Source organism: uncultured Sphingosinicella sp. (assembly GCF_963974575.1).
GTDB lineage: Bacteria > Pseudomonadota > Alphaproteobacteria > Sphingomonadales > Sphingomonadaceae > Sphingosinicella.
The window spans coordinates 186425-208946 of the sequence record NZ_CAXBBQ010000001.1 but is presented as its reverse complement, the minus strand read 5'-3'; the positions used below and the strand labels follow the sequence as shown (position 1 = coordinate 208946).

Below are 22522 nucleotides of genomic sequence, written 5' to 3'. Positions count from 1 at the left end.
CGGTATTCTGCTCCGGCGTGGGTCGAATCAGCGCGGCGCCATGCGGATGCCGCCGTCGAGGCGCACATCCTCGCCGTTGAAGTAGCCGATGGTGATCATTGCGATCGCGAGCTTCGCATATTCTTCCGGTTCACCGAGGCGCTTGGGGAAGGGCACGGAGGCGGCGAGCGAGGCCTTCACATTGTCGGGCGCGGCCTGCAGCAGCGGCGTGTTGAAGATGCCGGGCAGGATCGTGTTGACGCGGATGCCCTCGTTCATCAGGTCGCGCGCAATGGGCAGCGTCATGCCGACGACACCGCCCTTGGAAGCGGAGTAGGCCGCCTGGCCGATCTGGCCGTCTTCAGCGGCGACGGACGCGGTGTTGACGATCGCGCCGCGCTCGCCGTGTTCCAGCGGCTCCAGCGTCAGCATCCCTGCCGCAGACTTCGCGATGCAGCGGAACGTACCGATCAGGTTGATCTGGATGACCTTTTCGAAGGCGCCAAGCGGGTAGTGCTTGATCTCGCCGGTCGCCTTGTCGCGGCTCGCCGTCTTCACGGCGCTGCCGACACCGGCGCAGTTCACCAGGATGCGTTCCTGCCCGTGCGCGGCGCGGGCCTTCGCGAAGCCCGCGTCGACCGAATCGTCACTCGTCACGTCGACGTTGCAGAAGATGCCGCCGATCTCGGCGGCCAGCGCCTCGCCCTTCTCGGCGTTCATGTCGAAGATGGCGACCTTCGCGCCTTCGCTCGCGAGCGCACGTGCCGTGGCGGCGCCAAGGCCGGAGGCTGCGCCCGTCACAACGGCTGCGGTTCCTGCAAGCTTCATTCCTGATCTCCCGTGTTCAAAACTGTCTGTCGCGCGTCTTCCTAATCGAAGCAGCGGCGGGAGCAACCTCTTCACATGCCAAGGGTCAGTTCAGCGGCGGGGTACTCGCCGGGCCTTTCCGGGCGAGCACGGCCTCGCGGTAAGCAAGGTAGATCGCGCTGCCCAGGATCAGCGCGCCGCCCAGCAGCGTGATGCCGTCCACGGTTTCGCCGAACAGAAACGTGCCGATGGCGACGGTGATGCCGAATCGCACGAAATCATAGGGCATCACGGCGGTTGCTTCGGCGATCGAGAAGGCACGGGCCGTGGCGATCTGCGCCGTGAACGTGCTTGCGCCGATGCCCAGAATGTAGAGCCAGGCGTATCCCGAAGGCGTCGTCCAGAACGCGAGTGCGATCAGGAAGGTCGGCAGCACCGGCAGCGCGAAACTCCAGAACACCACGACCATCGGGCGCGCGATGCCCACCAGCTTCTTGACGGCGATGATCGAGAAGGCCGTTGCGCCCGCCGCGACCACGGCGGAGAGGATACCGGGCGTAAGCGGCTCCGCGCCCGGGCGGAGCACCACGAGGACGCCGGCGAAGCCCGCCAGCAGTGCGCCGATCCGGCGGGCGCGCAGCTTCTCGCCCAGGAACAGCGCCGCCCCGGCCGTGGCGAAGATCGGTGCGGCGAAGGCGATCGCCTGCACGGTCGCCATCGGCGCGTTCGCCACGGCGTAGAAGGTCGTGAACATACCGATCACGCCGCTCGTCGAGCGTACGGCGTGGCTCTTCCACTGCGTCGGCGATGCGATCGACGGGTCGCGTAGCACCAGCGGCACGATCAGCAGCAGCCCGGCGGCGTTCCGCCAGAAGACGAGTGCGAACGGATGGATCGTCTCGCTCGCCAGACGAATGAAGACCCACGCCGCCGAAAAGCCGAGGGCTGCGACGAGGATCCATGCCGCTCCGGCGAGCGGCCGGTTTGCGGAGACGGTGCTACTTGTAGAGGGCGTCAAGTCGCTCCCCGTAGACCTGCTTCAGCACGTGCCGGCGGATCTTCATCGAGGGCGTCATTTGTTCGTTCTCTACAGTAAAGGCTTCGTCGGCGATGATGACGCGCCGCACCTTCTCGACCACCGAAATCTGTGCGTTCACGCGGTCCACGGCCGCGGCGATCGCGCGGTGGAATTCGGGAATGCCCTTCAGCATGGCGAGCTCGCCGGAATGTCCGTTCGCCTTCGCCCATTCGCCTGCCCACTCGGGGTCCGGGACAACAAGCCCCACCAGATGCGGCCGCTTGTCGCCATAAACCATTGCCTGCAGGATTTCGGGCTGCAGCGTCAGCATCCCTTCCACGCGCTGCGGCGCGACATTGTCGCCCTTGTCGTTGACGATGATGTCCTTCTTGCGGTCGGTGATCACGATATGGCCGTCCGCATCGATGTGGCCGATGTCGCCGGTGTGCAGCCAGCCGTCCTTCAGCACGCGTTCGGTCTCCGCCGGGTTCTGCCAGTATCCGTGCATCACGAGTTCGCCACGCACCAGGATTTCGCCGTCCCCCGCGATGCGGACCTCGACGGCCTTCAGCGGCGGTCCGACGCTGTGCATCTTCAGCTTGCGGCTCGGCCGGTTGCACGAGATGACCGGCGCCGCCTCGGTCTGGCCGTAGCCCTGCAGCAGCGTGACGCCGAGCGATGCGAAGAAGATGCCCACCTCGGGATTAAGCGGCGCGCCGCCCGCCACCATCGCTTTCAGCCGCCCGCCGAGGCGGGCCTGCACCTTCTTGCGGATCGTGCGGTCGAGCAGCAGGTCTAGCGGCTTGTCGCTGAGCGGCAGCCGCCCCTTCTCGTAGCGCTTGCGCCCTAACCTTAGTGCTTGCTCCAGCATCCACGCCGCCGCGCCGCCCTGCTTCTCGATCGCTTTCGACATGCGCTGGCGCAGCACCTCGAACAGGCGCGGCACGACCACCATGATGGTGGGCCGCGTCTCCTCGATGTTGGCGGCAAGCTTTTCGAGGCCTTCGGAATAATAGATCTCGCCGCCGAGCGCGATGGGCAGGAACTGCCCGCCGGTGTGCTCATAGGCGTGGCTCAGCGGCAGGAACGACAGGAACGTCTCGGTGCCCTTGGGGAAGTCGTTCCACAGCACGTCCTCGCAGCCCGCAAGGTTGCAGAGGATGGCCCCGTGGTGCTGGCAGACGCCGCGCGGCGCGCCGCCGGTGCCGCTCGTGTAGATGATGCAGGCCATGTCGCCGCGCTGCATCGTCGCGCCCGCGCGCACTGCCGCGATGTCGCCGGTGTGCGCCGCCATCAGCTCCGCCCAGTCGATCAGTTCGGCGCCGCTCGCCTGCCCGATGCGCAGCTTCTCCATGCCGATCACCTGTTTGCACAAGGTGGATCGGTAGACGGCGGGCAGCAGCACCTTGGCGAGCTTCGCGTTGGAAACGATCGCCGCCTTCGCGCCACTGTTTTCCAGGATGTGAAGGTGGTCACGCTCCGTATTGGTCGTATAGGTCGGCACCGTGATCGCGCCCGCCGCCATGATCGCAAGATCGGCGATGCACCATTCGGGCCGGTTCTCGCTCACCAGCACCACGCGGTCGCCCTTCCCGATGCCGCGCGCGTTCAGCGCCGTCGCCAGCGTCGCCACCTGCTGCGCGGCCTCGGCCCAGGTCGTCGTCCGCCACGCGCCGTCCACCTTGGCGTGCAGCATCGGGCGCTTGCCCCGCCGGCTTGCCTGATCGAAGAACATCTCGACGAGGTTCGGCCACGTTTCTGCGGTCTGCATCGTTCGTCTCCTCCCCGGATCGGCTAGAGCCCGGTAACTGCGCCCTCGCTGCGCGGGTCGGCGCCGCCGATCCATCCCCTTGCTTTGCGTTCTATGCCATTCGCCTTCAGCGGCAGCTTCGCCGCGGTCGGCGTATGCCCCTTCGCGATAAGCGCCGGGGTCATGTCTTCAAGGCGCGATCCGGCCTCGATCGCGACACGGTCTCCGGGCGCGTAGATCTGCGGCAATGCGATCGCATCCCCAACATCCATCTCCCAGTCGAGCACGCCGACGAGCGCCTTCGCGACCTGCGCGATGATCGTCGATCCGCCTGCCGCGCCGATCGCCAGCACCGGCTTGCCCGATACGTCGTAGACGATGGTCGGCGACATGGAACTGCGCGGCCGCTTGCCCGGCTGCACGCGGTTCGGCGCCGGCTTGCCGTCCACCTGGGGCAGCATCGAAAAGTCGGTGAGCTCGTTGTTGAGGAAGAAGCCATTGACGGTAAGTCCGCTTCCCCACACGCCCTCGATGGTCGAGGTATAGCTTGCGACGTCGCCCTGCCGGTCGGCGGCCGCGAAATGCGACGTCGAGGGCACTTCGCCGTCCGGCACGCGCGCCACGGCCTCCGCGCCCGGCGGCGTTCCCGCCTCGACCTTCGCCGCAGCCTTCGCTGGGTCGATCAGCGCGCTGCGCCCTGAAAGATAGGCGGGGTCGACGAGCCCTTCCGTCGGCACGGAGACGAAATCGGGGTCGCCGAGATACGCCTCGCGGTCTGCGTAGGCGAGCCTCATGCTCTCGGCGATCAGGTGCCAGCTTTCCGGGCTGGCGGGGCCAAGCGCCTTCAGGTCGAAGCGTTCGAGCTGCTTCAGGATGGCGAGCACGGTGGTGCCGCCCGAGGACGGCGGCGCCATGCCGCAGACGCGCCATGCGCGATAGGTGCCGCACACGGGATCGCGCCATACGGCCTTGTAGCCCGCAATGTCGCCAACCGTCATCGCCTGCGGATTCTTCGGCGCGCTCGCCACGGTGTTGACCAGCCGCGCCGCCTCGGCGCCGCGATAGAAGGCGTCGGGGCCCTCCTCCGCGAGCTTTTCGAGGAAGCGGGCGAGCATGGGGTTGCGGATCGTCTCGCCCGCAAGGCGCGGCGTATCGTCGGCGTGGAAGAAGGTCGCCTTCGCCCATTCGGTCATGCCCGCGTGCTGCGGGCGCGCCGCCAGCATACCGTATAGCCGTGGGCTCATTTCGAAGCCGTCGCGCGCCAGGCCGATTGCGGGCTCGAACAGCTTCGCCCACGGCAGGCGGCCGAAGCGCGCGTGTGCCATCGCCATCAGCCGGATGTTGCCGGGCACGCCGACGCTCTTGCCGCCGGGCACGGCCTCGCGGAACGACATGGGTTTGCCGTCGGCATTGAGGAACATGGTGGGCGTCGCCGCCTTGGGGGCCGTTTCGCGTCCGTCGATCGTGTAGAGCTTGCCGCTTTCGGCGTCGTGGTAGAGCAGGAACCCGCCGCCGCCGATGCCGGACGACTGCGGCTCCACCACGGTCAGCGCCAGCATCGTGGCAAGCGCGGCGTCCGCGGCGCTGCCGCCCGCTGCCAGCATGTCCTTGCCCGCATTCGCCGCGAGCGGATGTGCTGCGGAAACAAGGCTGCTGTAAACAGGAGTGTCTTCAAACGCCGGCGGCGGCAGGGCAGCGGATGGCGCGGGCGTCTGTGTGGCACAGGCGGCAAGGCCGAGGAAAAGCGCGCTTGTCGCGGCGCGGGCGATCGTATGTTTCAACACCCTGACGTCATAGGACGCTGGGGCGCGTGCGGGCAAGGCTTCAGCCGCGCCTTTAGGGTGTGTAGGGATTCGGTTCAGGCCGTGGCGAAAATGGTGGATTTCGAAAACCGGAGCGCAGTGCACTTAAGTCCTTGAGCCAAGGCGCGTGGAGAAAGTCGCCGTTTGAACCTCCACGCACCCTAGGCGTCGGCGCCCACGGCCTGCGAGACCCGTTCGAAGCCGTCAGCCCGGAGGTGAGCGGCGAGCCCCGTCTTGATTGCGCCGACGAGGCTTGGCCCCTGATAGACGAGCGCGGTGTAGAGCTGCACGAGGCTCGCGCCCGCACGAATCTTTGCATAGGCGTCGTCGGCGCTCGCGATGCCGCCAACACCGATCAGCGGCACCGCGCCGACGGTCGCCTGCCGGAACGCGCGCAGCACCTCGGTCGATCGTGCCGTCAGCGGCCGGCCCGAAAGTCCACCGGTTTCGGAAGCGTGCGCGCTTTTCAGCGTGTCCGGCCGCTCGGTCGTGGTGTTCGAAACGACAAGGCCGTCCACGCCTGCTGCCACCACTGAGACGGCGATATCGCCGATGTCGGCGTCGGTGACGTCGGGGGCGACTTTGAGGAAGATCGGCGTCTTGCGATGGCCGCGCGCATCCATCACGCGGCCGAGCAGTTCCGCGAGTTCGTCCTTCGATTGCAGCGTGCGCAGGCCGGGCGTGTTGGGTGAGCTGATGTTGACCGTGATGTAATCGACGAACGGCGCGGCGTGCTCCACCGAAAGCGCATAGTCGGCGATTCGGTCGCGCGAGTCCTTGTTTGCGCCGACGTTGAGTCCGGTCACGCCGCGCGGCCCCCGGTGCCACGCGCGTTCCTTGAACTTGTCGAGCGCCTGTTCGAGGCCGTTGTTGTTGAAGCCGAGCCGGTTGATCACGGCCTGGTCTTCGGTCAGGCGGAACATGCGCGGCTTCGGGTTGCCCGGTTGCGGCAGCGGCGTCACCGTTCCCGCTTCCACGAAGCCGAAGCCGAGCCGCAGCAGCGGGTTCAGCACCTCGGCGTTCTTGTCGAAGCCCGCGGCGATGCCCACCGGGTTCGAAAACCGCAGCCCCGCCACTGTCGTCCGCAGGCTGGGTGGGTCGTCGGCGATACGCGACGGCGGCATTGCGGTCAGCAACCGCAACGTCAAGCGGTGCGCGCGTTCGGCATCAAGCTTGAAAAGGACAGGGCGAACCAGCCCGTAAGGGATCTGCATATATCGCAAGCCTTAGCCCAGCGACGGGGCAATGGTCAAAAGGAAGCGCGCACGCGGCGGCACGCATGCGCGACTCGGCGCGCGCCGCAAACTGCAGCCTTCGAGCAACCGCGGTCCGCGGCGGCGAACCCGCATAAACCTCTGGATAGAAACGCAAAGCCCGCCGCATGTCGGATTCGTACAATCCATGGCCAGGGCCGCCCGTTAGGTTCCCCCCGCGACTCAGGGGACGTCCTTTCTTCCGGTAACCAGCAGGCCGGAATGAACACGACCCTCACTTTATGGCCCGGACGTATCAATGCGTCCGGGCCTTCTTTTTTCGCTCTGACAATCTTTTTGCGAATCACTCACAGCATTTTGACGCGGCTTTGACGGAGCCGCCCTAAACGCAGCCCTGCGACCCAAGGGTTCGTCTCCTATGCCCCCTCCGGGCATCCACGACCCCGACTGACCGGGGGGTCCGCTCCAACCCGGACCCCCCGTTTTTTTGTCGGTTGCGAACAGCGACTCGCCGGGCGCCGCAAGCTTTGGTATCTGTGCCGGAACTTTCGGCTCAGGCAGGGTGCACGAAAGGTCGGTCGCAGTCTCATGTTCTCGATGCGCTACTACTCGCCATCGCCGCCGCTTCGGCGGCTGCTTTCGAGCTATTATGTCGTCGAGATCGGCCCGGGGCGCATCACCGATGTGATGCGTGCGGAGCTTCCCAATGTCCGCTTTCTGATTCGCGGCGATTCCAGTCTCACCTGGCCAGATGGCAGCGTGCGGCGCGGTCTCGGCGCCAGCCTGTTCGGCCCGCGCTGCCTGCCGCTCGGCATGGTGATCGAAGGCCCGGCACTGGTGTTCGGCGCCGGGATCATGTCCGATGGCTGGATGCGTTTTTTCGGCGTTGATTCCGACGAGATGGCCGACACGATGCTGCCGCTGGAGGATGTTGCCGGAAGCGCGGCGCGTTCGGCGCTGTGCCGCATGCAGAACGGCGCCTCCGATCATCATCTCGTCGCGGCGGCCGACGCCTTTTTCCTTTCCATGGCACGGCGACAGGCCGCGCGGCAGGATCTCGGCTTTGGAATGCTGGTGGAAGACTGGCTCGTGCGTGGCAGCCCCGGGGGTGTCGACGCATTGATCGGTGTCGCGGATCGCTCGGCGCGGCAGGTGGAACGCCTGTGCCGACGCACCTACGGAGCGCCGCCCAAGCTGCTGATGCGCAAATATCGCGCGCTGCGTGCGGCGGTGCAGATCAGTGTCGATCCCGATGCGCGCTGGTTCGATATCGCGGGGGAGGATTTCTACGACCAGTCGCATTTCATCCGCGAGTTCCGCACGTTCGTGGGGATGACGCCCACGCAGTTCGCTGCAAACGGCGCTGCGGTGATGAGTCACAGCATCCGCCTGCGCCGCCAGCTTCCGACGCTTCCCAGGCTCTCGCTCGTCAGCTAGAGGCATGCCCGCCGCTTGACTCCGGCGTCCGGTTCCCCACATAAGCCGGACCGATTTCGTCTGATTTAGCGCCGGGAACCCATGTGATCCGCCTCACGAACCTTGCTGACTATGCTGTCGTCGTGATGACGGCTGCGGCGCGCGCGCCCTCGCGCCGCTTTTCGGCGGCCGAACTCGCCGCTGAAACCGGCGTCCCGGCGCCGACGGCGGCCAAGCTCACCGGCATCCTCGCCCGCGCCGGCCTCCTCGAATCGGCACGCGGCGTCACGGGTGGCGTCCAGCTCGGCCGCGACGCGGCGTCGATCAGCATCGCCGACATTGTCGAGGCGGTGGACGGCCCCATCGCCATCGCCCAGTGCCTGCACGGCGACACGGATTGCGGGCTGGAGGCGAACTGCGCCGTGCGCCCGCACTGGCCGCTCATCAACGCGCGCGTCCGCGATGCGCTCGCCGACGTCACCCTCGCCGCGATCCTCGCCGCCGAGCCCGTGAGGGAGCTTGCCTGATGGCCGCGAACGAACAAGCGCTGGCGATGGCCAAGGAGCAGTCCAAGTACAAGTGGGGCTTCTCGTCAGACATCGAATCCGATTTCGCGCCCAAGGGCCTGAATGAAGACACCGTCCGCTTCATTTCGGCGAAGAAAGCCGAGCCCGAATGGATGCTGGAGTGGCGCCTGAAGGCGTTCCGCCTGTGGCTGGGCATGGAACACCCGGACTGGGCGAAGCTCTCCATCCCGCCGATCGATTATCAGGACGCATTTTATTACGCCGCTCCGCGCAAGAAGCCGACGCTGAAGTCGCTTGATGAGCTGGACCCTGAGATCCTGCTCACCTACCAGAAGCTCGGCATCCCCATCGAGGAGCAGAAGGTGCTTGCCGGCGTCGAGGGCGCCCGCAAGGTCGCGGTCGATGCGGTCTTCGACAGCGTCTCCGTCGCCACCACCTTCCGCGAGGAATTGAAGCGCGCCGGTGTCATCTTCCTGTCGATCAGCGAGGCGATCCGCGAATATCCGGACCTCGTGAAGAAATATCTCGGTGCGGTCGTTCCCGTGCGCGACAATTTCTTCGCCTGCCTCAACAGCGCGGTCTTCTCGGACGGTACCTTCGTCTATGTGCCTGAAGGCGTCCGCTGCCCGATGGAGCTGTCGACCTATTTTCGCATCAACGCGGAAAACACCGGCCAGTTCGAACGCACGCTCATCATCGCCGAGAAGGGGTCGTACGTCTCCTATCTCGAAGGCTGCACCGCGCCGCAGCGCGACGAGAACCAGCTCCACGCCGCCGTCGTCGAACTGGTCGCGCTCGAAGACGCGGAGATCAAATATTCCACCGTCCAGAACTGGTATCCGGGCGACGAGAACGGCAAGGGCGGCATCTACAACTTCGTCACCAAGCGCGCGCACTGCCGGGGCGACCGCTCCAAGGTGTCGTGGACGCAGGTGGAAACCGGCTCGGCGATCACGTGGAAATATCCGTCCTGCGTGCTTTCGGGGAAGGACAGCGTCGGCGAGTTCTATTCGGTCGCGCTCACCAACAACAGGCAGCAGGCCGATACCGGCACGAAGATGATCCATCTGGGCGCGGGCTCGCGCTCCACGATCATCTCCAAGGGAATCTCGGCGGGCCGCTCGAACAACACTTACCGCGGCCTCGTCCGCGTCGGCCCCTCGGCCGAAGGCGTGCGCAACTTCACCCAGTGTGACAGCCTGCTGCTCGGCTCCGAATGCGGCGCCCACACCGTGCCCTATATCGAAGTGAAGAACCCCAGCGCGCAGATCGAGCACGAGGCGACGACGAGCAAGATCAGCGACGATCAGCTCTTCTACGCCCAGTCGCGCGGGCTCGACCGGGAAGCGGCGGTTGCACTCATCGTCAATGGTTTCGCCAAGGAGGTGCTCCAGCAGCTCCCGATGGAATTCGCCGTGGAAGCGCAGAAGCTCCTCGGCATCAGTCTGGAAGGAAGCGTCGGCTGATGGCCATGCTCAAGATCGAAAATCTCCACGCCAACGTCGGCGACAAGGAAATCCTCAAGGGGCTGACGCTCGAAGTCGGTGCCGGCGAGGTCCACGCCATCATGGGCCCGAACGGCTCGGGCAAGTCGACGCTCGGCTACGTGCTTGCGGGCCGCGAAGGCTATGAGGCAACTTCGGGTTCGGTGACCTTCGACGGCAAGGATCTCCTCGCCATGGAACCGCACGAGCGCGCCGCCGCCGGTTTCTTCCTCGGGCTGCAATATCCGGTCGAAATCCCCGGCGTTTCCAACCTCAACTTCCTGCGCACCGCGCTCAACGCCCAGCGCAAGCTGCGCGGCGAGCCGGACGTCTCGGCGGCCGATTTCATGCGGCTTGCGCGCACCGAGGCGGATGCCTTCGATCTCACGATGGATCACATGAAGCGCGGCGTGAACGTCGGCTTCTCAGGCGGTGAGAAGAAGCGCAACGAGATGGTGCAGATGGCGCTGCTCGCCCCGAAGTTCGCGGTGCTCGACGAGACTGATTCCGGCCTCGATATCGATGCGCTGAAGACGGTCGCGGGCGGCATCAACCGGCTGCGTTCGCCCGAGCGCGGCTTCCTGCTCATCACGCACTATCAGCGCCTGCTCGATTACGTGAAGCCGGACAAGGTGCACGTCCTCTCGGGCGGCCGCATCGTCCGCTCCGGCGGGCCTGAGCTGGCGCACGCGCTCGAACGCGAGGGCTATGGAGAGCTGGCGGCGTGAACGCCCTGCCAATCCCCACCCGCCGCGACGAAGCCTGGCGCTACAGCGACTTTGACGCGCTGGGCGAGGTCTGGCCCGCCGGTGTCCAGTCCGAAACCATCGCCGTTCCTGCAGGCGAAACCCGCGCGCTCACGCTCGTGGCGGACGCCGCGCAGCCCGTGTCGGTGCGCGACTGGACCATCACCATCGCAGACGGTGCCCGTCTCGACATCCACATCCTCAACGTCGGCGGCCGTTATGGCCGCGTCGCGCTCGACATCACGCTCGGCGAAGGATCACATTTCGAACTCGGCGCCGCGCAGGTCGCGGGCGGCAAGACCACGCTCGAAATCGTCACGCATGTTCGCCACGCCGCGCCCAATGCCACCAGCCGCCAGACCGTGCGCACCGTCCTCGCGGGCCAAGCCACCGGCACCTATCTTGGCAAGGTCGCCGTCGATCGCGGCGCGCAGAAAACCGACGCCGCGCAGTCGGTGAAGGCGATGCTGCTCGATCGCACCGCCACCGCGAACGCCAAGCCCGAGCTTGAAATCTTCGCCGACGACGTGAAATGCGCGCACGGCGCCACCGTCGGCGAACTCGACGCGACGCAATATTTCTACCTCACCAGCCGTGGCCTGCCCCCCTCCGAAGCGCGGCGTCTGCTGTTGCAGGCGTTCCTCGCCGATGCCTTCGCGGGCATGGACGATGCCGACGCACGCGAAACGCTGGAAGCCGCCGCGCTCGGCGCGCTGGAGCAGCTCGCATGAACGCGCTGACGCCGATCACTGCCTCGCGCCGCGCGGATTTCCCGGGAGTGGCCGACTGGGCCTATCTCGATTCCGCCGCCACCGCGCAGAAACCGCAGGCCGTGATCGACGCTATCGCTGCCGCCTACGGCCCCGAATACGCCACCGTGCATCGCGGCGTTTACGCGCGCTCGGCGACGATGACCGAGCGTTTCGAAGCGGCGCGCAATACCGCCGCGCGTTTCATCAACGCCGCCAGCCCGAACGAGATCGTTTTCGTGCGCGGCGCGACCGAGGCGATCAACCTCATCGCGCAGACGTGGGGGATGACCCTCAAGGCCGGCGACCGCATCCTGCTCTCGCGGCTGGAGCATCATTCGAACATCGTGCCGTGGCAGCTCCTCCGCGACCGCACCGGCATCGAGATCGATGTCGCCCCGCTCACCGCCGACCACCGCATCGATGAAGACGCGCTGGAAGCGATGCTCACCCCCGCGCACAAGCTCGTTGCCGTCGCCCACGTCTCGAACGTGCTCGGCTCGGTGGCCGATATCGCCCGCATCGCCCGCGCTGCGCACGCTGTCGGTGCGAAGCTGCTCGTCGATGGCTGTCAGGCGGTGCCGCGCATGGGCGTCGATGTGCAGGCGCTCGGCGCCGATTTCTACGCCTTCTCGGGCCACAAGCTCTACGGCCCCACGGGCATCGGTGTGCTGTGGGCACGCGGCGATATCCTCTCCGCGATGCCGCCGTGGCAGGGCGGCGGCTCGATGATCGAGACGGTGACGTTCGAAAAGACCACCTACGCGCCCGCGCCCACCCGCTTCGAGGCAGGCACACCGCACATCGTCGGCGCGGTCGGCCTCGCCGCCGCCATGGATTATGTGTCGGCGATCGGTCTGGATGTCATCGACACGCACGAACGGCACCTCGCGGGTCTCGCGCGCACAGAGCTGCGCAAGGTCAATTCGCTGCGCCTGTTCGGGCCCGAGGATTCCAGCGGGATCGTCAGTTTCGCGATGGAAGGGGTTCATCCCCACGACATCGGCACCATATTGGATGAAGAAGGCGTCGCCATTCGCGCCGGGCATCACTGCGCCCAGCCGCTGATGGACCTGCTCGGCGTGCCGGCCACGGCGCGCGCCAGCTTCGGCGTCTACAGCGATGAAAGCGATGTCGATCGGCTGCTTCGCGGCATCGCGCGGGTGAAGAGGATTTTTGGATGAGCGAGGACACGCGGCCCTACACCGTCGAAAACGTCGACGCTGCACCTTCGGCGCCGGAGCGTCCCGTGCTTCAGGACGCGCGGCGCAAGGCGGATTATCTCGAAGGCTTTCTCAGCCAGAAACCCGCCGCGCCCGATCCCGGCGCCCCGGGCGGCAGCGTCTACGATCAGGTCATCCAGGCACTGCGCGAAATCTATGATCCGGAAATTCCGGTGAACATCTACGATCTCGGGCTGATTTACGGCGTCGATATCGTGGACGATCACGCCGTCGTCACCATGACGCTCACAACGCCGCACTGCCCGGTCGCCGAATCGATGCCCGCCGAGGTGGAAATTCGCGTCGGCAGCGTGCCGGGCGTCGGCTCGGCGGAGGTCAACCTCGTCTGGGATCCGCCCTGGGATCCTCAGAAGATGTCCGACGAGGCGAAGCTGGAGCTTGGAATGCTATGAGCACAATCGTCCGCGAACGCCCCGCGCCCATCGCGCTTACCGAAAATGCCAATGCGCGCATCGCCGCGATGATGGCGCGCGCGCCCGAAGGCACGCTCGGCGTGCGCCTGTCGACGCCCCGGCGCGGCTGCTCGGGCCTTGCCTACAGCATCGATTACGTCGCCGAGGCGAAGCCGGGTGACGAGCGCATAGAAACGCCCGGCGGCACCCTGTTCGTCGATGGCGGCTCGCTGCTCTACCTGATCGGCAGTCGCATGGACTGGAAGGAAGACGATTTCGCCGCCGGCTTTGTCTTCGAAAACCCCAACGCCAAAGGCAGCTGCGGCTGCGGAGAAAGCTTCACCGTCTGACGCTTTGCGGTTACGAAAGTGGGATGAAAACACTTCGTATCGCTTTCGCCGCCGCCATCCTTGCCACCACTGCCCACGCCCAATCGCTGCCTTCGGCGGTGCCGGCGCCCATCGTCGATGGTCACAATGATCTGCCGTGGGCGCTGCGTGAGGAAAACGGCAGTCGCACCAGCGACTTCGATTTCCGCAACCTGCCGGAGCGGCTGCGCGGCAAGGTCGTCACCGATTTCACGATGATGAAGGCGGGCGGCGTCGGCGGCCAGTTCTGGTCGGTTTACGTGCCGGCCGATACCGAAGGCCCCGAAGCCGTTCGCCAGACGCTCGACCAGATCGATATCATGCAGCGCCTGATCGATGCGAACCCGTCGATGCTCGTCAAGACCAGCACGGTCGACGACTTCGAACGTGCCATGAAGGCGGGCAAGATCGCCTCGGTGTTCGGCGTGGAGGGCGGCCATTCCATCGGCAATTCGCTCGGTGTGCTGCGCCAGTTCCATGCTCTTGGCGCGCGCTACATGACGCTGACGCACGGCAAGACGACGGCGTGGGCCGACAGCGCCACCGATGCGCCCAGGCACAACGGCCTCGCCCCCTTCGGCAAGGACGTCGTGCGCGAGATGAATCGCCTCGGGATGCTCGTCGATCTCAGCCACGTGACGCCGAAGGTGATGCACGACGCGCTCGACCTGAGCGCCGCACCGGTGATCTTCAGCCACTCGGCGGCAAAAGCCGTGCAGAATCGGCCGCGCAACGTGCCGGACGACGTGCTCGTGCGCCTCAAGGACAATGGTGGCGTCATCATGGTGTTCTTCGCGGAGGATGCGGTGACGGAAAAGGTGGCGGCGTGGCACCGCGAGCAAGCCGCGCAGAAAGCGAGGCTCGATTACGATCACCCGGATCGGCCGGATCTCGTCGAGAAGGGACTTGCGGACTGGCGCGCGGCCAATCCGCAGCCGCACGCGAACGTGGCGCTGGTTGCCGATCATATCGATCACATCCGCAAGGTGGCGGGGATCGACGTTATCGGGATCGGTTCGGATTTCGATGGTCTCGGAAGCTATCCGGACGGGCTTGGCACGGTCGCGGATTACCCGGCGCTGTTCTCTGAATTGCAGAAGCGGGGTTATTCGAAGGCCGATCTCGCGAAGATCGCCAGCGGCAACATCCTGCGTGCGATGCGTCAGGCCGAAAAGGTCTCGGCCCGGCTCAAGGCTGAGCGCGGGCCGAGCGAGGTGAGGTTCGGTAGCTAGACACTACGCAGCCAGAGCGAACCTCTCTGCACCGAGTTTTTTGAGTTCATCAGCCGCAGCGGCGATCGATTCCGTGCGCGCTTCGGGCGAAATCGCCAGGCGTTCGGCGCGGACGAACGTGATGTCGGTGATGCCGATGAAGTTCAGCATGGCGCGGATGTGCGGCTCCTGCGCGTCGAGCGCCTTGCCGTCTCCTTCGCTGTAGAAGCCACCGCGCGTCTCGACGACGATGACGTGCTTGCCGGAAAGATGACCGACAGGCCCTTCCGCCGTGTAGTGGAAGGTAACGCCAGCGCGCAGGACGCGGTCGAACCAGCTCTTGAGGTTCGAGGTGATACCGAAATTATACATCGGCGCGCCGATCACGACGACGTCCGCGGCCTGAAGTTCGGCGATCAGTTCATCGGAAAGCGCGCGTTCAGCAGCCGCCTCCGGGCTGTCGGCGCCGCTGAAACCGCCGAGCGTCGCGCCCGAAAGATGCGGCAGGGGGTTTTCACCGACGTCGCGGGTCGCGACGTTTGTGTTCGTTCCGACGACCGCAAGGAAATCGTTGATCAGGCTCCGCGACGCCGATGCGTCGCCGAGTGCGCTGCTTTGCACGACAAGAATGTTCTGCATGGGTCTGGTCCTTGTTCTCGGTTGCAGACCCCTAGCTAATGTGCGACCGGTGTTGCCGATAGCGCAGCAACACGAACACCGGGGTTGCATGAAATGGAACAGTCGAGCGATCTTTCCGATATCGCGGCGCTCGTCGCGGTCGTCGAAACCGGCAGCTTCAGCCGCGCAGCGGAGCGCCTCGGCATCTCGAAGTCGATCGTCAGCCGCCGCGTCGCGCGGCTCGAAGCCGCGCTTGGCGCCCGGCTGCTGACGCGCAGCGCGCAGGGCGCGCGGCCGACGGATGTCGGCGTGGACTATTTCGGGCGCGTTCGGGAGGCGATTGCCGGGCTGGAAGCGGCCCGTGATGCGGTCGCTGCCGCGATGGCCGAGATCGCAGGACCGATCCGCCTTTCCGCGCCGCTTTCGTTCGGCCTCGCCTACCTCGCGCCCGCGCTTGCGGAGTTCGCCGCCGCGCATCCCCGCGTCGAGTTCGACATCGCCTTCGACGACCGCCGTGCCGACATAATCGGCGAGGGGCTCGATCTGGCCGTCCGCATCGGCCAGCTTGCCGATTCGACACTTATTGCGCGCAAGCTCGCACCGATCCGCGCGCTCGCGATCGCCAGCCCCGCCTATCTTGCGCGCATGGGAACGCCGTCGCATCCCCGCGAAATCGCGGATCACGACGTGCTTCAGTACGCAAATGTCGCGCCTTCGGAAGCCTGGCGGTTCGAAATCGACGGGCGCAGCGAATATGTGAAGGGCCGCACGCGGCTTCGTGCGAACAGCGGCGAGATGCTGCTCGCCGCCGTGGAAGCGGGCCTCGGCATCGCCATGCTGCCCACCTTCATCGCCTCGCCGTCGCTCGCGAAAGGAAGCGTGGAGATCGTGCTCGCCGAATGGGCGCCGGCCGAAACGGGCCTCTACGCGGTCATGCCGCCCGGCCGTAGCGCGACGGCGCGGGTCCGCGCCCTCGTCGATTTCCTTGCCGCGCGCTTTGGCCCGGAACCGACGTGGGATCCCTGCTGGGCCGCGATAAAGGCTGCTTCCTAGCCGCGACCTTGCCCACGCCAGCGGTGGATCGTGCGGCTGAGGATTCCCGCCTCGTCGCCTTCCTCGGTCCAGAGCTGGCTGAACAGTGGGTCGTCCGATGCCGGGCGAAGCTGCGGCGCGAGATCGTCGAGCCGTACGCGGATCGGGATCGAAACACCCTCACCGCAGATGATGCATTCGCGGTTGCGGAGCGCGGGGATCGAATCGAGGAAGCCGCGCGCGCCTTCCGGCATCGCGTTCCGCACGTACATCTGGTCGCGTTCGTTGTTGAGGCGCATGGAGATGATCGTTCCGCACTGCGAGAGCACGCCTTCGGCAAGGTCCGACGGGCGCTGCGTGATGAGGCCCAGCGAAACGCCGTATTTACGACCTTCCTTGGCGATGCGTTCCAGAACCTTGCGAACCGCGACGCCCTTTGTCTCGCGGTCCGAGGGCACGTAGCGGTGCGCCTCCTCGCAGACGAGCAGGATCGGCCGCTGCGGCTCGCGCCGTGCCCAGATCGCATAGTCGAACACCATGCGCGCAAGCACCGCGACCACAACGGTCACGATGTCGGAGGGCACGCCCGAAAGGTCGACGATCGAGATCGGCTTGCCTTCTGCCGGAAGCCGGAAGATCTTCGAAAGGAACGGCGCCATCGAATCCGAAACGAGCAGGCCGTTGAACATGAAAGCGTAGCGCGGATCGCCTTTCAGCTCCTCGATCTTGGTTTTCAGCCGCATGTACGGCCCGAGGTCGCTCGCCTTGTCGAGCTTGCCCATCTGCGCGTTGATGGCGCCGAGCAGGTCTGAAAGCAGGTAGGGCACCGGCGAATCGACCGTCATCTTGCCGAGCGATTCGGCGATGCGGCTCTTGGACCGTGCGGCGAGCAGGCACTTGGCCAGCACGTCCATGTCCTTCTCGCGCTCGGAACCGTCCGTGGTGATGAACACCTCGCAGTGTTCCTCGAAGTTCATCAGCCAGTACGGCAGGTTGAGGTTGTCGACGTTGAAGATCATGCCGTTCGAGCTGAACGCCGCGGCATATTCGCCGTGCGGGTCGAGCATCATGATGTGGCCCTTGGGCGCCTTCTCGACGATGCGGTGCAGGATCAGCGCCGCGCTCGTCGATTTACCCGTACCGGTTGAGCCGAGCAGCGCGAAATGCTTGCCGAGCATCGCATCGATGAGCAGTGAGCCGCGCACGTCTTCGGTGGGGTAGACGGTGCCGATCTCGATGTGCGGCCGGTCTTCGGCGGCGAACACCAGCACAAGGTCGGCGCGCGAGACCGTGAAAACTTGATCGCCGGGCACCGGATAGCGCGTCACGCCGCGGCGGAACGCTTTCATCGATCCGGTCGCGGGATCTTCGGGGCCTTCGCCAAGGAAGTCGATGTGCGAGAGAATGACGGCGCCCGCTTCATCCAGGCGCATGTCGCGCACGTTGCCGAGCAGCCAGAGGTCGCCGACGCGCATCTTCACCTGGCTGCCGACCTGCCCGGACATGGCGACGGTCGTGTCTTCGTGGCCGGAGATCGCCTTCAGCTGCGTCGGATCGAAGCTGCAGATCGCCGAGCCGCCCGCGATCTCGCGCACGCGGCCGATCACGCACGTGCTTGGCAGGCTGGCGGCCTTCTGCGGCTGCATGAAGACGTTGTGACCATCGGCCGACGACGGGCTCACCGGCATGAACGACTGATCCAAGACGTACTCCTTCACTGCGATAAGGCTTTGCCGCAGCGGTGTAACAGCGAAGGGATAAAGAAGCGTTTATCGCCGCGTAAAGAGCCCGGCGCCCCAGCCGAGCAGCAGTGCCAGCACGACCGCAAGCATCCCGTAGGAGAAGCTGTGCTCCTCGGCGGCGACGGAAACCTGCCGCTCGAAGCCGGATTTGTCGATGCTGATCTCGCGCATCGCGCTCGCCACCACCTTGCCTTCGTCGATCAGGTGGATTTCGACCGTGTAATTGCCCACCGGCACCTGGCTCGGGATCTGGATGCGCGCGCGGTAAAGCACGTTTTCGGTAAGTTCGACCCCCTGCGCGTCATCAGCATACAGGCCCTCCCGGCGGCGCAGGCTGAGGAAGCCCTGCTCGAAGGTGCGGATATCGCCGGCATCGCTCGAAACCGGCGAAAGCTGCAGGTGCGAGAGGCCGAGTTCGTAAATCGCCGCCGTCTCGTCGTTGACCAGCTCCGAAATCGGGCGTGTGGTCGCGACGCTGTAGAACGACGGCGCCGTCTCGAAGCGCACCGCGCGCGTGTTGATCCAGATGCCCGCGACGCGCGCCTTGCGTCGCACTGTCACCGCTTCGGGCGGTCCGCGCACGATCACTGCGATGTCGGGGCGCTCGTCGGGTGTCTGCCCGCCCGGATACTGGATCGCACCGAAGATCAGCAGTTCGGCGCCCGCGAAGCTGTAGACGATGTCGATCTTGCTGTGGCTGATATCGGTGATCAGCCGCGGCGGCGCTGCCGCAGGCAGCAGCAGAAGGAACAGGGGCAGCCAGAACCGCTTCATTCAGTAAAGACCGAATAAAGCTCGCTCGGCGTCCACGTCAGGCCCACGAGCAGGCGGATCGCCACCGCGACGACGAGTAGCGCGAGCCCGAATCGCAGTTTTTCAGGCGGCAGGCGCTGCGCCATGCGCGCGCCGATCTGCGCGCCGATGACACCGCCGATCAGCAGCATCAGCGCAAGCACGATATCGACCGTTTTCGATTGTACGGCGTGGAGCAGCGTGACCACGGCGGTCGTGAACACGATCTGGAACAGCGAGGTGCCGACCACGACCGAGACGGACATGCCGAGCAGGTAGATCATTGCCGGCACCATGATGAAGCCGCCGCCAATGCCCATGATGAAGGTCAGGATGCCGACAGCCACGCCGATGCCGAACGGCGCGAGTGGGGAGATGTAGAGGCCCGACTTGTAGAAACGCATCTTCCACGGCAGTGCCGCGATGAACGGGATGTGCGGGTGCAGCTTCACGCGGCGGATTTCGCCGGCGCGCGCGCGCCGCAGCGTCTGCCACGATTCCACGAGCATCAGTCCGCCCATCGTCGACAGGAACACCACGTAGATCAGGGAGATGGTGATATCGATCTGGCCGATTTTCTGGAGCAGCTTGAACACGTAGGAGCCGATCCCGGAGCCCACAATGCCGCCCGCCACGAGGACGGCCCCCATCTTGAGATCGACGCCGCCGCGCCGCCAGTGCGCGAGCGCGCCAGAGACGCTCGATCCGGTGATCTGCGTGGCGGACGATGCGACCGCAACCGCGGGTGGAATCCCATAGAAGATCAGCATCGGCGTGGTCAGGAAGCCGCCGCCGACGCCGAACATGCCGGACATGAAGCCGACAAGAACGCCGAACCCCACAATCACCAGCGAATTGACGCTGAGTTCGGCGATCGGGAGATAGATGTCCATGCCGTCCTGACTAACCCAGCGGGGAGTCTCCCGCCACCACCTTTGCCGCCAATATGCGCCTGTATCGAGACAAAATTTGGGCCGTGCGTATCGCTGCAAGGATCGGAACGTCTGCCGCTTCCGGCGCGCCTAGCTTGCGGGCCTGTCCGAAAAGGAGGAGCAGATGATCATGGAAACGGAATTGGCCGATCAGCCGATATTCTGGGATGCCGTCGTGCGAAGGGATCGCACGTTCGATGGGCGGTTCGTCTATGCCGTGAAACGGTCGGGGGTCTATTGCCGCCCGTCGTGCCCGGCGCGAACCCCGAAGCGCGAGAACGTGCGCTTTTATCTAAGCGGTATGGCTGCCGAGGCGGACGGCTACCGGGCGTGCCTGCGCTGCCGCCCCGGCGCGATCGAGGGGCGCGATCCGGCAGCGGAGAAGATGGCGTCGCTCGCGCGCTATATCGAGACGCACGCCGATACGCCGCTGCCGCTCGCTCGTCTCGCGGAGATTGCGGGACTTAGCAGCTTCCAGGTGCAGCGGGCCTTCACGGCGGTGATCGGCGTCAGTCCGAAAGCATTCCAGACGGGGCTGCGGATGAAGCGGCTGAAGGCCAGCCTGAAAGAGGGCGACGGCGTCGCGGGTGCGATCTTCGAGGCCGGTTTCGGATCGACGAGCCGCGCCTACGAGAGGGTGGACGGCCATCTCGGCATGACCCCCGCGGCCTACCGCGCGGGCGGTGCAGGTGAAACGATCGCGTGGGCGTGCCGCCCGACCGGCCTCGGCCTGCTGCTGATGGCGGCCACGACACGAGGCGTTTGTGCAGTCGATTTCGGTGATGATGAAAGCACGCTCGTCGCCCGGTTGCAGGCCGAATTCCCGCGCGCCGACATCGCGCCCTCGGATGCCGCCGCGTCGCCGCAGCTCGATGCCTGGATCGATGCGCTTCGGGCGTATCTCGCGGAAGGTGCGCCGCATCCCGATATCCCTGTCGATCTGCGCGGCACGGCATTCCAGATGAAGGTCTGGCGCTTCCTGCTCAGCGTGCCGAGCGGCAGCGTCGTCTCTTATGCGGAAGTCGCCGCCGGGATCGGTGCGCCCAGCGCCGTCCGCGCTGCAGCATCCGCCTGCGGCGCGAACCGGGTCGCCGTTCTGGTCCCCTGCCACCGTGTTCTGCGCGGCGACGGCGGGATCGGCGGTTATCGCTGGGGTGTGGAGCGGAAGCGCGCGCTTCTGGACGTCGAGCGGAAGCAGGGCCGTGGGGCATGACGATCGCGCTCGACTGGAACGCGCTTGAAGCCATGCTGGAGGAGCGCAGTTACGCAGTGACGCCGCCGCTGCTCGATGCCGACGCCTGCGCTGCTTTGGCGGAGAGCTTCAACGACGACGCCGCGTTTCGCAGTACGGTGGTGATGGCCCGGCACGGCTATGGGCGGGGCAGTTACCGCTACTTCGCCTACCCTCTGCCGCCCGTCGTCGCGTCGCTGCGCGATGCGCTCTATCCGCATCTTGCACGCATCGCGAACGGCTGGGCGGAGCGCCTCGGCCTGCCCGCCGACTGGCCGCCGACGCACGCGGCACTCATCGAACGCTGCCGCGCCGCCGGGCAGATGCGGCCGACGCCGCTGCTGCTCCGCTATGGGCCTGGGGACTACAATTGCCTGCACCAGGATCTTTACGGCCCGGTGCATTTCCCACTGCAGCTGGTGGTCCAACTCGATCGACCGGGGGTGGATTTCGATGGCGGCGCGCTCGTGCTCGTCGAGAATCGCCCGCGCCGCCAATCACGCTGCGAGGCGGTGCTGGCGCCGCAGGGCGCGGTCACCATCCTGCCGGTGCGCGACCGGCCGCGGCAAGGCCCGCGCGGCGCGTATCGAACACAGCTGCGCCACGGCGTTTCCAGCATCGAACGCGGCGAGCGGCGAACCCTCGGGATTATCTTCCACGATGCCCTATAGGGGAGGACGGCGACCCTATCAGATTTTGCGTATGACAACTCCGTAAAACCTGATAGCTTCCGAGTCGCGCTCAGGAGGGAGATGCACGGCGTGCGTATGCGCGAACTTGAACGGCTGACTGGCGTGGGGCGGGAAACGATCCGCTTCTACATCCGCGAAGGCTTGCTCCCGGAACCCGACCGCGCGAGCGCGAACAGCGCGTTTTACAACGACATGCACGTCGCGCGGCTGAAAGCGATCAAGCGCCTGCAGGAGGAACGTTTCCTGCCGCTCGCGATCATCCGCACACTGCTCGATGGCGAAGACGGCGACCGCTGGCTCCATGCCGATGCCTTTCCCGATCTCGATGCCATGCTCCGCGCCCGGCTCGACACCGGCGGCGAGGGCGCGACGCTGGAAGAGCTTGCCGCACAAGCCGGTTTCAAAACCGAGGAGCTTGGCCGTGCGGTTGAGGAAGGCCTGCTTTGCCCCGATCGCGATGGCCGCTTCGGACCGCGCGATCTCGCGATTGCGCGCTGCCTCAAGGAAATGAACGTCATCGGCTTCACCGAAGACCGCGGCTTTGTTGGCGGCGGCGCCATGTACGTGCAGTTCGTCGAATGGCTCGTGGGGCAGGAGATGCGCCTGTTCTTCGAGAACACGGCGGGCAAGATCAGCGACGACGAAGCGCTGACCATGGCCGAGCGCGGCATCTCCACCATCAACGAAATGCTGAGCCTGATGCGGACGCGGGAAATCCTGCGTCAGCTGGAGGCCCGGCGCAGAATTGCCAACGATAACACATGATCCATTGGGAA

The 22522-nt window shown here is 65.9% G+C and carries 22 protein-coding genes; 13 read left to right on the top strand and 9 right to left on the bottom strand.

The annotated features are described in order from the left end of the window. Positions 1-27: 27 nt before the first annotated feature. The 5 genes from AAC014_RS01080 to AAC014_RS01060 form a co-directional block, all read right to left on the bottom strand. Positions 28-807 carry an SDR family NAD(P)-dependent oxidoreductase gene (locus tag AAC014_RS01080; protein WP_121051353.1) on the bottom strand — a complete coding sequence of 260 codons (780 nt, stop codon included), beginning with the start codon at positions 805-807 and terminating at the stop codon, positions 28-30. A gap of 85 nt (positions 808-892) precedes the next feature. Further along, positions 893-1804: a DMT family transporter gene (locus AAC014_RS01075; protein WP_339703100.1), complete on the bottom strand. Its 912-nt coding sequence runs from the start codon at positions 1802-1804 to the stop codon at positions 893-895. Continuing rightward, positions 1785-3575 (bottom strand): AMP-dependent synthetase/ligase, encoded by a 1791-nt coding sequence (locus AAC014_RS01070; RefSeq protein WP_339703097.1) that lies wholly within the window; start codon positions 3573-3575, stop codon positions 1785-1787. Before AAC014_RS01070 ends, AAC014_RS01075 begins: the two co-directional genes overlap by 20 nt. 23 nt (positions 3576-3598) lie before the next feature. After that, on the bottom strand, positions 3599-5335 hold the full coding sequence (gene ggt, locus AAC014_RS01065; protein ID WP_339703094.1) for a gamma-glutamyltransferase: 1737 nt from the start codon (positions 5333-5335) through the stop codon (positions 3599-3601). 182 nt (positions 5336-5517) lie between these two features. Then, entirely contained in the window at positions 5518-6570 is a 1053-nt protein-coding gene (locus tag AAC014_RS01060; protein WP_339703091.1) for a quinone-dependent dihydroorotate dehydrogenase, read from the bottom strand. 588 nt (positions 6571-7158) lie between these two features. On the opposite strand from AAC014_RS01060, the gene AAC014_RS01055 reads away from it, so the two are divergent. From AAC014_RS01055 to AAC014_RS01015, 9 genes are all read left to right on the top strand, one after another. Further along, positions 7159-8007, top strand: a complete 849-nt coding sequence (locus tag AAC014_RS01055; RefSeq protein ID WP_121051343.1) for a helix-turn-helix domain-containing protein — start codon at positions 7159-7161, stop codon at positions 8005-8007. A gap of 83 nt (positions 8008-8090) precedes the next feature. After that, on the top strand, positions 8091-8513 hold the full coding sequence (locus AAC014_RS01050; RefSeq protein WP_339703086.1) for an SUF system Fe-S cluster assembly regulator: 423 nt from the start codon (positions 8091-8093) through the stop codon (positions 8511-8513). Then, complete coding sequence (sufB, locus tag AAC014_RS01045) at positions 8513-9979, top strand: Fe-S cluster assembly protein SufB (protein ID WP_339703084.1); 1467 nt, start codon at positions 8513-8515, stop codon at positions 9977-9979. Before AAC014_RS01050 ends, sufB begins: the two co-directional genes overlap by 1 nt. A 5-nt stretch (positions 9980-9984) precedes the next feature. Further along, on the top strand, positions 9985-10725 hold the full coding sequence (gene sufC, locus AAC014_RS01040; protein ID WP_121051633.1) for a Fe-S cluster assembly ATPase SufC: 741 nt from the start codon (positions 9985-9987) through the stop codon (positions 10723-10725). Next, on the top strand, positions 10722-11474 hold the full coding sequence (locus AAC014_RS01035) for a SufD family Fe-S cluster assembly protein (protein ID WP_339703081.1): 753 nt from the start codon (positions 10722-10724) through the stop codon (positions 11472-11474). Before sufC ends, AAC014_RS01035 begins: the two co-directional genes overlap by 4 nt. Then, positions 11471-12676 carry a cysteine desulfurase gene (locus AAC014_RS01030; protein WP_339703078.1) on the top strand — a complete coding sequence of 402 codons (1206 nt, stop codon included), beginning with the start codon at positions 11471-11473 and terminating at the stop codon, positions 12674-12676. The genes AAC014_RS01035 and AAC014_RS01030 overlap by 4 nt, the downstream gene beginning before the upstream one ends. Then, the gene (locus tag AAC014_RS01025; RefSeq protein ID WP_339703075.1) at positions 12673-13128 is read left to right on the top strand and encodes an SUF system Fe-S cluster assembly protein; all 456 of its coding nucleotides are present in this window, start codon (positions 12673-12675) and stop codon (positions 13126-13128) included. The genes AAC014_RS01030 and AAC014_RS01025 overlap by 4 nt, the downstream gene beginning before the upstream one ends. Further along, positions 13125-13478, top strand: coding sequence for an iron-sulfur cluster assembly accessory protein (locus AAC014_RS01020; protein WP_339703072.1), 354 nt, complete (start codon positions 13125-13127; stop codon positions 13476-13478). The genes AAC014_RS01025 and AAC014_RS01020 overlap by 4 nt, the downstream gene beginning before the upstream one ends. Positions 13479-13501: 23 nt before the next feature. Next, positions 13502-14728 carry a dipeptidase gene (locus AAC014_RS01015; RefSeq protein WP_339703069.1) on the top strand — a complete coding sequence of 409 codons (1227 nt, stop codon included), beginning with the start codon at positions 13502-13504 and terminating at the stop codon, positions 14726-14728. Positions 14729-14731: 3 nt separating this feature from the next. Here the strand turns inward: AAC014_RS01015 and AAC014_RS01010 are convergent, their stop codons facing one another. Further along, entirely contained in the window at positions 14732-15346 is a 615-nt protein-coding gene (locus AAC014_RS01010) for an NAD(P)H-dependent oxidoreductase (protein ID WP_339703066.1), read from the bottom strand. Between the two features lie 93 nt (positions 15347-15439). Between AAC014_RS01010 and AAC014_RS01005 the strand changes: the two genes are divergently transcribed. Then, positions 15440-16378: a LysR family transcriptional regulator gene (locus AAC014_RS01005; protein ID WP_339703063.1), complete on the top strand. Its 939-nt coding sequence runs from the start codon at positions 15440-15442 to the stop codon at positions 16376-16378. On the opposite strand, the gene AAC014_RS01000 is transcribed toward AAC014_RS01005, so the two are convergent. From AAC014_RS01000 to AAC014_RS00990, 3 genes are all read right to left on the bottom strand, one after another. Then, positions 16375-18003 (bottom strand): DUF87 domain-containing protein, encoded by a 1629-nt coding sequence (locus tag AAC014_RS01000; protein WP_339703939.1) that lies wholly within the window; start codon positions 18001-18003, stop codon positions 16375-16377. The two genes, AAC014_RS01005 and AAC014_RS01000, sit on opposite strands and share 4 nt — an antisense overlap. Positions 18004-18126: 123 nt before the next feature. Further along, positions 18127-18873: a TIGR02186 family protein gene (locus AAC014_RS00995; protein ID WP_339703060.1), complete on the bottom strand. Its 747-nt coding sequence runs from the start codon at positions 18871-18873 to the stop codon at positions 18127-18129. Continuing rightward, positions 18870-19784 carry a sulfite exporter TauE/SafE family protein gene (locus AAC014_RS00990; RefSeq protein WP_339703057.1) on the bottom strand — a complete coding sequence of 305 codons (915 nt, stop codon included), beginning with the start codon at positions 19782-19784 and terminating at the stop codon, positions 18870-18872. The genes AAC014_RS00995 and AAC014_RS00990 overlap by 4 nt, the downstream gene beginning before the upstream one ends. 163 nt (positions 19785-19947) lie before the next feature. On the opposite strand from AAC014_RS00990, the gene ada reads away from it, so the two are divergent. From ada to AAC014_RS00975, 3 genes are all read left to right on the top strand, one after another. Then, a complete protein-coding gene (gene ada, locus AAC014_RS00985) occupies positions 19948-21036 on the top strand; it encodes a bifunctional DNA-binding transcriptional regulator/O6-methylguanine-DNA methyltransferase Ada (protein ID WP_339703054.1) in 1089 nt (362 codons plus the stop codon). Continuing rightward, positions 21033-21725 (top strand): 2OG-Fe(II) oxygenase, encoded by a 693-nt coding sequence (locus AAC014_RS00980; RefSeq protein WP_339703051.1) that lies wholly within the window; start codon positions 21033-21035, stop codon positions 21723-21725. Before ada ends, AAC014_RS00980 begins: the two co-directional genes overlap by 4 nt. Positions 21726-21821: 96 nt before the next feature. Further along, positions 21822-22511: a MerR family transcriptional regulator gene (locus tag AAC014_RS00975; RefSeq protein ID WP_339703937.1), complete on the top strand. Its 690-nt coding sequence runs from the start codon at positions 21822-21824 to the stop codon at positions 22509-22511. The last annotated feature ends 11 nt before the right edge of the window (positions 22512-22522 follow it).